This is a genomic window from Photobacterium carnosum (assembly GCF_021236965.1).
Taxonomy (GTDB): Bacteria; Pseudomonadota; Gammaproteobacteria; order Enterobacterales; family Vibrionaceae; genus Photobacterium; species Photobacterium carnosum.
The window spans coordinates 50,216-61,380 of sequence record NZ_WMDN01000021.1 but is presented as its reverse complement, the minus strand read 5'-3'; the positions used below and the strand labels follow the sequence as shown (position 1 = coordinate 61,380).

The window sequence follows — 11,165 nt, the reverse complement described above, 5'->3', positions numbered from 1 at the left end:
CTCCCTTTAGTATTTGGTTTTTATTGTTTTTTTGTCGATTCGCAATCATTCACTGCGAGGACATAGCTCATCAGCAGCAAAAAAGTAGCCAATCTCACGTTCTGCCGATATTGGACTATCAGAGCCATGAACAGAGTTGTAACGCAAACTAATCGCAAAATCAGCACGAATAGTGCCACATGCCGCTTCTTGTGGATTCGTTTTACCCATCAATTCTCGATAACGAACAATCGCATTCTCCCCTTCAAGCACTTGCACCATCACAGGGCCAGAGATCATAAAATCGACTAATTCATCAAAGAAAGGTTTACCTTCATGCTCAGCATAAAATCCTTGAGCTTGAATTTTCGTCAACTGCAACATTTTAGCCGCTACAATTTTCAAACCTGCATTTTCGAAACGTTGATAAATAGCGCCAATTAAATTTCGTTTAACAGCATCCGGCTTTACGATTGAAAACGTTTTTTCTATTGTCATTATTATAATTTCCTTTTGAGTCTAGTTGCCGTCCATTTACTTAGTAGCCACTGATAAGCATCATTACTTACAATAATAATCCTGCAATATTTGCAATACCTAAGCCCGTTGCACCGACCGCCCAACGAGGATCTGCACTATCACGATAACATGCAGCCAGATCGAAATGAATCCAACCGCTATTATCGGTATCGACAAAGCGCGATAAAAAACCTGCAGCATTAGATGCACCGCCCATACCACCGCCTTTTTGAACACGACTATTAGCGGTATCTGCAAACGCAGACGGACAGTAATCTTGATGCCATTTTTCAAGCGGCAATGGCCATGCAGGCTCATTAACCAATTCAGATAACTGTTGTGCGCGGGCTAATAATGCTTTATCAAACCCAAAAATGGCATTGTAGTCACTACCAACCGCCATCATTGCCGCCCCCGTTAACGTCGCTGCATCAATAATTAATGGTGCTTTAGTGGCTGAGGCTAATAACAAGCCGTCCGCTAGCACTAATCGACCTTCAGCATCAGTATTCACAATTTCAACCGATACCCCATTGCTGTACGTTAGCACATCACCAAGCTTATAAGCATCGCCTGAAACCATATTTTCAGCACAACAAAGAATAAGTTTTACCCGCTGTGTTAAACCTTGTGCAATGGCATACCCTAATGCAGCAGTAACTGTTGCCGCGCCACCCATATCGCACTTCATACTGACCATGCCCGCACTCGGTTTTAAGCTATAACCGCCTGAATCAAAGGTGATGCCTTTACCCACTAAACAAGCACTGATTGGCGCATCAGGATCTGCAGTTGGGTTATAATCAACTTCCAACAATACCGGTGGATGCTGGCTACCACGACCAACACTGTGGATGCCAATCCAACCATCAGCAAGTAATTCATCCCCAATAATCATTTGAGCACTAATATGTTCACCACCAATTTCTGTTAAAAAACTTACGGCGGCTTTAGCTAATTGTTGTGGATATACTGTATCAGGGCCTGCATTGATAATCTTTCGCGCCCAATCATGACTATGCCGACGGGCATTTAACAATTCAAGCTCGTCTTCATCAATTGACGCCCATTTAATGATAACGGTTTCCATTGTGGCGGCAAAACCACAATAAAATGCCCATTGACGTTCATAATTCCAACCATCACCACTTAAATTAACTGAATCAACACCTTGCGCTTGAAGTTGACGACCCGCCTGTTGAATACGACGTAAACTAAAGGCATCGTCATAATGCACTGTGACACTCTCAGCTTGGTAACTAATCAAGGCATTAACGCCCCAAGGCGCACTTGCGGGTAGGTTAGATAAATTTATTATCAACATTATTGATAACCTCTTGTTTTATTTATAGTCTATATATTTAAATTGACATAATTTAAATATAAAAAAAGCCCTCTTATACGATTTTAACTAGAAACAAAATCATTAAGAAGGCTTACTATTATTGCTATATATTATTGAGCGAGAATACGGGCTAAGGTTTTAACACCCATACCTGTTGCGCCTGCCGCCCACTGATCATTACCGCTCTTACGGTAAGTACCACTGGCATCAATATGCATCCAGCCTTGCTGATAATCATCAACAAAATATGACAAGAATGCCGCAGCAGTACTTGCTCCTGGCATAAAATCACCATTAGAAATATTGGCTAAATCAGCAAAATTTGAGGGTAACATTTTACGATGAATCTCAGCTAAAGGCAGTGGCCACATACCTTCACCTTCATGTTCAGCCGCTGCTAATGCCTGACGAGATAAGATAGGATCGAAACTCAATAATGCATGGTAGTCATTACCTAACGCCATTTTTGCAGAGCCTGTTAATGTCGCACAATCAATGATCAACTCAGGGTGTTGGCTATTGGCATACATCAGACCATCAGCTAGTACTAATCGTCCTTCGGCATCAGTATTTAACACTTCAACGGTTTTACCATTTTTATATTTAATGATATCGCCTAATTTTAATGCACGGCCTGAAATCATATTTTCAGCACAGCATAGAACTAATTTAATCCGCTTATTAAGTCCACGCGCCATTGCCAATGCTAAACCACCCGTAGCTAATGCTGCGCCACCCATATCGGCTTTCATTGTTGCCATACCCGCAGAAGGCTTAATGCTATAACCGCCTGAATCAAAAGTAATACCTTTACCAACAATACAAGCAAAAACTGGCGCATCAACATCACCAGTAGGATTGTAATCTAAACGTAGCATCGCTGGACGGTGATCTGAACCACGACCGACAGCATGAATGCCATTCCAGCCTTCATCCAATAGGTCATTACCTTTAATGATTTTATACGTCACATATTCAGGTGCTAATGACTTAATAAACTCAGCAGCACGAGCTGCAAGTTGTGAAGGCGCAACCACATCAGCAGGTTGATTGATAATATCACACACCCAATGAATGGTTTTAATGCGTGCTTGTAGCTCAGCCTCACCGGCTTCATTCAACGCTTCCCAAGTCACATTATTATCAACTTTAGGATTACGGTAACCTTGTAAGAATGCCCAAATCGCAGCGAGATCCCACTCTGATCCTGTCAGGGTAACCTGCTTAATGCCTTGTGAATCTAAACGACGGCCTGCACGTTGAATATCACCTAACATATCGCTAGCAGTGACATGAATGATGGTTCCTTCGGCATTAAAACTCACTAGTGCATTTGCACCCCAGTGACTATCCGCAACGTGATGAGAAAGAAATACTGACATCATGGTAGACATTGATAAACTCCTTGATAAATACCACACAGCCAAAGCCATTAAATAAAGCTGATTACTGCGTCATTGTTATACTATTTTTTATAACTAATAAGACTATGCCCATCACCCTTGCGAGGCAACAATAAAACAGGCTTTTTAGTGGTTGCAATTATTGTTCATCAATCCAGCACATTTGCACTGCTTCTAAAATTTTCTCATTACAGTGATCGATTTCATCGTCAAATTCATCCAGAGCGATGATCCAATCTCTTAGATCGGTAAACCGCACTTGGGTTGGATCAACTGTCGGATATAGTTCAATCAATTCAATGGCAATATCACGTGAATCAATCCATTGTAAACTCATAATAAATCCTCAATTTTTGAATAGAAAATAATAATCTAACCGCAACTCGAATAAGTGGCTATAACCTTAATTAATAGGTAAAAAAATAGGCCACCATCATGGCGACCTATCTTAATAGTTAATTATTGGGCTTCAGAAGCAAGATTGACGGTATAGCGTGGAATATCAACCACTAAATCCTCATTAGCAACCCGTGCCTGACAACTTAGACGAGATTCAGGCTCAAGTCCCCATGCTTTATCTAGCATGTCATCTTCAAGTTCATCACTCTCTTTAAGAGAATCAAACCCTTCACGAACGACAACATGGCAGGTAGTACACGCACAAGATTTTTCACACGCATGCTCAATTTCAATACCATTGCGCAATGCAACATCTAGGATAGTTTCGCCAGGTTGCGCTTCTAAAATTGCGCCTTCTGGACAATGTTCTTCATTAGGTAAAATTATAATCTTAGGCATGCCTAAACCTCATCAATAGACTGACCAGCTAACGCTTGACGAATAGATTGATCCATTCGACGTGACGCAAATTCTTGGCTGGCCTTATCAGTTTTCTTAATTCCGGCTTCAATGGTACGAGCGTCGCCACTCTGACGTAATTGAACCAGTTCCATCATTACAGTTTCTAATTCTTCGCGTTCTTGAGCCGTTAACAAGGTTTCACCGTCTACTGTTAACGCAGCAATTAGCGCTTCAAGTACACGATCGGCTTCTACTTGTTGTTCCGCTAATGCACGTGCATCTTTGTCATCTTGAGCAAATGTCATTGAATCGCGGAGCATAGTTGCAATTTCATCATCAGAAAGACCATAAGATGGCTTCACTTGAATCGATGATTGTACACCACTGCTTTTTTCCATTGCCATTACCGACAATAAGCCATCAGCATCAACTTGGTAAGTCACACGAATATGTGCGGCTCCAGCGGCCATTGGTGGAATACCACGTAAAGTAAATCGAGCTAATGAGCGGCAATCGCTCACCATCTCACGCTCACCTTGAACGATGTGAACAGACATTGCTGTTTGACCATCTTTGAACGTAGTAAATTCTTGTGCGCGAGCAACAGGTAGCGTGGTATTACGTGGAATAATTTTTTCGATCATGCCACCCATGGTTTCAATGCCTAACGACAATGGAATCACATCTAATAGCAACATATCTGCATCGGGTTTATTACCCACCAGAATATCGGCTTGAATAGCAGCACCGATAGCAACCACTTGATCAGGATCGATAGTGGTTAATGGCGTTTTACCAAAGAAGGTTCCCACCAATTCACGAACTAACGGGACACGAGTTGAACCGCCAACCATGACTGTTTCAATCACATCATCAATAGTGATATCTGCATCTTTTAATGCGCGACGACAGGAAAATAATGTTTTCTTTATTAATGGCGTAACTAACGCATTGAATTGGTCACGAGTAATTTCACCCTGCCAACCTAATACATTCATTGTCACGCTATCAGCATCACTCAATGCCACTTTCGCTTGTTGAGCAGCATCTTGTAATTCACGGCGTTGTTGTGGGGTTAGTGTCTCGACTAATTCCGCTTGAAGTAAGACCCAGTCAGCAATCAGCTGATCAAAATCATCACCGCCTAATGCAGAATCACCACCGGTCGCAAGCACTTCAAATACGCCTTTTGATAGACGTAAAATCGAGATATCAAACGTACCGCCACCAAGATCATAAACAGCAATAACACCTTCTTGACCCGAATCGAGACCATAAGCAATAGCGGCAGCTGTTGGTTCATTAAGTAAGCGCAAAACATTTAGATTCGCTAACTTAGCGGCATCTTTGGTGCCCGCACGTTGTGCATCATCAAAATAAGCAGGAACGGTGATCACAACCCCTTCAAGGTCACCACCTAAACTTTCTACTGCACGCTGACTTAATGATTTTAAAATTTCAGCCGATACCTGCACTGGGTTCATCGTTCCCTGACGGGTAACAAGCTGAGGTAAACCATTTACTGATGCGGTAAATTGATAAGGTAATTGCGGATAACGCTGCTCAATATCAACCAATGAACGTCCCATCAGACGCTTTACCGATAGGATCGTATTGACAGGATCCCGTTGTGCATACGCACGTGCAGCGTCACCGGTAATTATATGCTTCTCAGCATAATGAACCACTGAGGGTAAAATTGAACGTCCTTCAGCATCTTTCAATGTTTCTGCAACGCCGCTACGAACGGTAGCTACTAATGAGTTTGTCGTCCCTAAATCAATGCCAACCGCTAATTTTTGTTGATGCGGTGCTGCACTTTGACCGGGTTCGGAAATCTGTAAAAATGCCATTATCGTTCCTGTCTAAATAACGCAAGTGCTGATTAGTCGAATAATGATTCTTCAAGACGTTCGACTTCATCACGCAACTTAACAATAAACTTTAACTTACGTACTGCGTCAGCAGCTTCACTCCAATTTTCTTGGCTCAATAACTCGGCCAATTGATCCAACTTTGCCTTATACATAGCAGTGGCCTGTTGTTCAAAATCAAACAAAGCCGCTTCAGGATTAGCTGAATCAGAAATAACTTCGAGTGCTTCGCGCAGTTCCATTTGCTGCATCAAGAAATCCATGTCTTGGAGGGTCTTTTGCTCTCCACGAATATCTTCATCGCGTTCAGCAAGCATATATTCAGCACGAGAGACAGGATTTTTTAACGTTTGAAAGGCATCATTAATCTGAGCTGCTTTTTGTACCGATAATAATCGGTCACGCTCAGATGCAGTTGCAAAGTTATCAGGATGGAATCGACGCTGTAACTCACGGAATTGTGTTGCTAATAAACCGCCATCAACATCAAATTGAAACGGTAATCCAAATAATTCGAAATGATTCATAATCGCAACCAGAGATAAAAAATAAACCTGACAACTCACTCGCCATAATGGCGGCCAGCAGCCAGGTTTAATAAAACGCTATAAGCAATTATACGTTGAAGCTTTCACCACAACCACATTCGCTCGACACGTTAGGGTTATTAAATTGAAAACCTTCATTAAGGCCTTCTTTGGCGAAATCAAGCTCAGTACCATCAAGGTAAACCATGCTTTTGGCATCAACAATAATCTTTACACCTTGCTCTTCAAAGACTTGATCCCCTTCGTCAAGATCATCGACGAACTCAAGGATATACGCCATACCCGAACACCCTGAAGTGCGAACCCCGAGGCGTAAACCAATGCCTTTGCCTCGATTAGCTAAAAAAGTCGATACGCGACTAGCTGCCGCTTCAGTGATAGTAATGGCCATACTTCAAACCTCAGAAATTATTTTTGTTCGTGTTTCTTTTTATAATCGCTAACTGCTGCTTTAATTGCATCTTCTGCAAGAATTGAACAGTGAACTTTAACCGGTGGTAACTCAAGCTCTTCTGCAATCGCAGAGTTCTTGATTGATGCTGCTTCGTCTAATGTTTTACCTTTCACCCATTCGGTGATCAGTGAACTTGATGCGATAGCAGAACCACAACCATATGTTTTAAACTTTGCATCTTCAATAATGCCATCTTCAGATACTTTAATCTGAAGCTTCATTACATCGCCACAGGCTGGTGCACCCACCATACCGCTACCAATGCTTTTATCGTCGTTGTCAAATGAACCCACGTTACGCGGATTTTCATAATGATCGATGACTTTTTCACTATATGCCATGATAAATTTCCTCGAATAATGTCTAACCGCAGATTAGTGGTGTGCCCACTCAACTGTATTTAAATCAATGCCGTCTTTGAACATATCCCAAAGAGGTGACATTGCACGTAGCTTATCTACTGCTTGTTTAATTTGAACAACAGCATAATCAATTTCTTCAGCGGTAGTAAAACGACCAAAAGAGAAACGAATTGAACTATGTGCTAGTTCATCATTAAGGCCTAATGCACGTAATACATATGATGGCTCTAAGCTCGCTGATGTACATGCAGAACCTGATGATACAGCAAGATCTTTCAATGCCATTAGCAATGACTCGCCTTCAACAAACGCAAAACTAATATTTAGATTAGTCGGAATGCGGTGTTCCATATCACCATTGATTGACATCTCTTCGATGCCTTCAAGGCCTTTTAGTAGACGCTCACGCATATCAACAGCGTGTTGGTAATCGTGTGCCATCTCAAGCTTAGCGATGCGGAATGCTTCGCCCATACCGACAATTTGGTGAGTCGGTAAAGTACCAGAGCGGAAACCACGTTCATGGCCGCCACCGTGCATTTGTGCTTCAAGACGAATACGAGGCTTACGACGCACATACAGTGCACCAATACCTTTAGGACCGTAAATTTTATGCGCTGAAAATGAAATTAAATCAACTTTCGTTGTTTGCACATCAATCGGTAATTTACCCGCTGATTGTGCCGCATCAACATGGAAAACAGTCTTGTTTTCACGACAAAGTTCACCAATTGCTGCAATATCTTGAATAACACCAATTTCATTATTCACATGCATAATAGAAACCAGCACAGTATCTTCACGCATTGCGTCGCGTAGTTTTGCTAAATCAACAAGACCATTTGATTCAGGCTCAAGGTAAGTTACCTCATAACCTTCACGCTCTAATTGACGACATGGGTCAAGAACCGCTTTGTGCTCAGTTTTACACGTAATAACATGCTTGCCTTTCTTGTGATAGAAATGCGCAGCACCTTTAATGGCAAGGTTATCAGACTCAGTCGCACCTGATGTAAAGACAATTTCACGTGGATCAGCATTAACTAACTCGGCAATATACTCACGAGCAGCATCAACTGCTTCTTCAGCTTGCCAGCCATAACGATGTGAACGTGACGCTGGATTACCAAACGTACCATCCATAGTTAAACACTGAACCATTTTCTCAGCAACACGAGGATCTACCGGGCAAGTTGCAGAGTAATCAAAATATATTGGCAGTTTCATTTTCTTCTCCGAAAACACGAACGTCTGGTCTCTAGGAGCGGACATCGACACCGATAGGGGCGCTGTCGTGTGATTTTTTATTTGCAAATGATGGTTGATTATTACTGCGTAGAATTACATCCTGACGATCAGCAATAACTTGTACATCATTATCCTTCATCAACTCACCAAGAGTGATGTTATTCAAAAATCCGCTGATACGATCACTTAAATCATGCCATAGAGTGTGAGTTAAACAGCGTACTCCGCCTTGGCAGCCGCCTTTCCCTTGGCACTTAGTTGCATCAACTGATTCATCAACCGCAGCGATAACCATACCGACAGCGATATTGCTGGCATCTTCACCCAAGCGGTAACCACCACCAGGACCACGGACACTTGTTACCAAGCCCGCTTTACGAAGACGCGAAAATAGTTGTTCTAGGTAGGACAGTGAGATCCCTTGACGTTCTGAAATATCAGCCAACGGTACTGGTCCATTATGTGAGTGCAATGCTACATCTAGCATTGCAGTCACAGCGTATCTTCCTTTTGAAGTCAACTTCATAACATGGCTACCTACTTGAATGTATACAAGTAGTCTCTCATACCTGACTAAATCGGTCAAGTATTTAACCCACTAAAACAATGAGTCTTTCGCTAACTTGCGACCACTGTTATTTATTGTTCTTTTCTAAGGTTTCAATTGTCTTTTCTATTGATGATAAAATGCCACGTAAAATGTTTAACTCTTGTTGCTCAGGGCGAGCACGAGTAAACATACGGCGCAATTTCACCATCACCATGCCAGGATGGTTTTTATTAATAAACCGAGTTTGACTGGTTACTTTTTCAAGATGTTGGTAAAACATTTCAAGCTCATTGGCGCGCGGATATTCATCAACAACTTGAGTTGATTGATGCTTAGTCGCATTAAGATACGCCATACGAACTTCATAAGTTATTGTTTGTACTGCCATTGCTAAATTCAATGAGCTATATTCAGGATTTGCCGGAATATAAACATGGCAATGACATTTTTGTAATTCTTCATTTGTGAGGCCGATACGTTCACGACCAAATAAAATGGCTACTGGATGCTGCTCTGATTCAGCGACCACTTTAATGCCATTTTCACGTGGATCTAATTGTGGCCATTCTAAAGTGCGAGAACGTGCACTTGAACCAACAACTAAACCGCAATCAGCAACGGCTTCATCTAATGTTTTTACAATCTTAGCGTTCTCAACTACATCTGCAGCACCTGCCGCTAAAGCAATTGTATGACTATCAATTTCGCACGCGGGATCAACAAGAACAAGGTTGGTTAACCCCATTACTTTCATTGCGCGAGCAGCTGAACCGATATTTCCAGGGTGTGACGTGCCGATGAGGACAACGCGAATTTTATCTAACATGATGTTGCTATATTCCAGTCTAATTTAACGCTCAGAGATAGTAGCACAGCCATCACAAAAATGAAGAAAACATGTCTATTTGATGAACGTTATTACCTATTACTTCCATCAATAAATAAAATTGCGCTATTTTCGTTTTTTCCACATCCGCTAATGTCGAAAAAATAACCACTTCCTTTTTTTTATAGCTCTGTTATACTCGCCGCCGCTTTTTATGTTCTTTAACATCCGTTGGGAAAATCCTATGCATCCGATGCTTAATATTGCCATTCGCGCTGTGCGAAAGGCTGGTGACCATGTCATTAAATCTCTAGAAAAACCTCAATCTATTGAGGTTGCTAATAAAGGTAATGATGTTGTTACCAATATCGATCTTGAAGCAGAAGCTATCATCATCGAGACAATCCGTAAATCTTACCCTGAACACTGTATTCTTGCAGCTGAGTCTGGTACGAAAGAAGGACGTGACAAAGAGTGTCAGTGGATTATTGACCCAGTGGATGGCACCATGAACTTTGTTCGCGGTTACCCTCACTATGCAATTTCTATCGCTCTACGTATGCGTGGCCGTACAGAAGTTGCTGCAGTTTACGACCCAGCTCGTAACGAACTATTCACAGCTACTCGTGGTTCAGGCGCGCAACTTAACAGCCTTCGCCTACGTGTAACACAGCCTCGTGATCTAACAGGTACTGTTTTAGCAACTGGTCTTCCTTTTGCTGCTAAGCAACACGCTGAAAGCTACCTAAAAATCCAAAATGCTTTATTTGTAGAATGTGATGACATGCGTCAATCAGGTTGTACTGCATTGGATCTTTGTTACCTAGCTGCTGGCCGTGTTGATGGTGTGTTCAAACTAGGCCAAAAGCCTTGGGAACTTGCTGCTGGTGAATTAATCGCGCGTGAAGCTGGTGCTATCTGTGCTGACTTTACGGGTAACACTAACTACCTAGTATCTGGCAACATTGTTGCTGGTAACGCACGTGTAGTTAAGCCAATGCTTGCTAAAATCCGTGAATTCGGTAGCGATGCTCTGGCTAAGTAATCTTTGATTACTACCCGCAAATAAAAACGCCCTGCTGATTTCCACCAGCAGGGCGTTTTTGTTTCTATCAACATCATCAACCTCTGTGTTATTTCGCCTTATCCACAAATACCCACACACTTTCTACTCGTGACTCTTTTCACCCCAAATTTTCATTCAAATCCCTCTTTTATTGATAACCTCACGTTAAACGCAATGAAAAAATATATAA

13 protein-coding genes are annotated in these 11,165 nt (G+C 41.9%); 1 reads left to right on the top strand and 12 read right to left on the bottom strand.

Annotated elements, in window-relative coordinates:
- Positions 1–45: 45 nt before the first annotated feature.
- The 12 genes from ndk to trmJ all read right to left on the bottom strand — a co-directional run bounded on the left by ndk (position 46) and on the right by trmJ (position 9,909).
- Positions 46–477, bottom strand: coding sequence for a nucleoside-diphosphate kinase (gene ndk / locus GLP24_RS16155; protein WP_152654343.1), 432 nt, complete (start codon positions 475–477; stop codon positions 46–48).
- A gap of 67 nt (positions 478–544) precedes the next feature.
- Complete coding sequence (pepB, locus tag GLP24_RS16150) at positions 545–1,822, bottom strand: aminopeptidase PepB (RefSeq protein WP_232575923.1); 1,278 nt, start codon at positions 1,820–1,822, stop codon at positions 545–547.
- A gap of 131 nt (positions 1,823–1,953) precedes the next feature.
- Complete coding sequence (gene pepB, locus GLP24_RS16145) at positions 1,954–3,237, bottom strand: aminopeptidase PepB (RefSeq protein WP_232616261.1); 1,284 nt, start codon at positions 3,235–3,237, stop codon at positions 1,954–1,956.
- A gap of 148 nt (positions 3,238–3,385) precedes the next feature.
- Positions 3,386–3,583, bottom strand: coding sequence for a Fe-S cluster assembly protein IscX (gene iscX / locus GLP24_RS16140; RefSeq protein WP_045037127.1), 198 nt, complete (start codon positions 3,581–3,583; stop codon positions 3,386–3,388).
- A gap of 122 nt (positions 3,584–3,705) precedes the next feature.
- A complete protein-coding gene (fdx, locus tag GLP24_RS16135; protein ID WP_101770170.1) occupies positions 3,706–4,044 on the bottom strand; it encodes an ISC system 2Fe-2S type ferredoxin in 339 nt (112 codons plus the stop codon).
- A 2-nt stretch (positions 4,045–4,046) separates the two neighbouring features.
- The gene (gene hscA / locus GLP24_RS16130; protein WP_101770169.1) at positions 4,047–5,900 is read right to left on the bottom strand and encodes a Fe-S protein assembly chaperone HscA; all 1,854 of its coding nucleotides are present in this window, start codon (positions 5,898–5,900) and stop codon (positions 4,047–4,049) included.
- Between the two features lie 32 nt (positions 5,901–5,932).
- A complete protein-coding gene (gene hscB / locus GLP24_RS16125) occupies positions 5,933–6,448 on the bottom strand; it encodes a co-chaperone HscB (RefSeq protein ID WP_232601819.1) in 516 nt (171 codons plus the stop codon).
- 88 nt (positions 6,449–6,536) lie between these two features.
- Positions 6,537–6,860 carry an iron-sulfur cluster assembly protein IscA gene (gene iscA / locus GLP24_RS16120; RefSeq protein ID WP_036795847.1) on the bottom strand — a complete coding sequence of 108 codons (324 nt, stop codon included), beginning with the start codon at positions 6,858–6,860 and terminating at the stop codon, positions 6,537–6,539.
- A gap of 17 nt (positions 6,861–6,877) precedes the next feature.
- Positions 6,878–7,264: a Fe-S cluster assembly scaffold IscU gene (gene iscU, locus GLP24_RS16115; RefSeq protein WP_045037130.1), complete on the bottom strand. Its 387-nt coding sequence runs from the start codon at positions 7,262–7,264 to the stop codon at positions 6,878–6,880.
- Between the two features lie 33 nt (positions 7,265–7,297).
- Positions 7,298–8,512 (bottom strand): IscS subfamily cysteine desulfurase, encoded by a 1,215-nt coding sequence (locus tag GLP24_RS16110; RefSeq protein ID WP_232616260.1) that lies wholly within the window; start codon positions 8,510–8,512, stop codon positions 7,298–7,300.
- Between the two features lie 31 nt (positions 8,513–8,543).
- Positions 8,544–9,059 carry a Fe-S cluster assembly transcriptional regulator IscR gene (gene iscR / locus GLP24_RS16105; RefSeq protein WP_045037132.1) on the bottom strand — a complete coding sequence of 172 codons (516 nt, stop codon included), beginning with the start codon at positions 9,057–9,059 and terminating at the stop codon, positions 8,544–8,546.
- Between the two features lie 109 nt (positions 9,060–9,168).
- Positions 9,169–9,909, bottom strand: a complete 741-nt coding sequence (trmJ, locus tag GLP24_RS16100; protein ID WP_152654347.1) for a tRNA (cytosine(32)/uridine(32)-2'-O)-methyltransferase TrmJ — start codon at positions 9,907–9,909, stop codon at positions 9,169–9,171.
- Positions 9,910–10,153: 244 nt separating this feature from the next.
- On the opposite strand from trmJ, the gene suhB reads away from it, so the two are divergent.
- Positions 10,154–10,954: an inositol-1-monophosphatase gene (gene suhB / locus GLP24_RS16095; protein ID WP_101770165.1), complete on the top strand. Its 801-nt coding sequence runs from the start codon at positions 10,154–10,156 to the stop codon at positions 10,952–10,954.
- Positions 10,955–11,165: the final 211 nt, after the last annotated feature.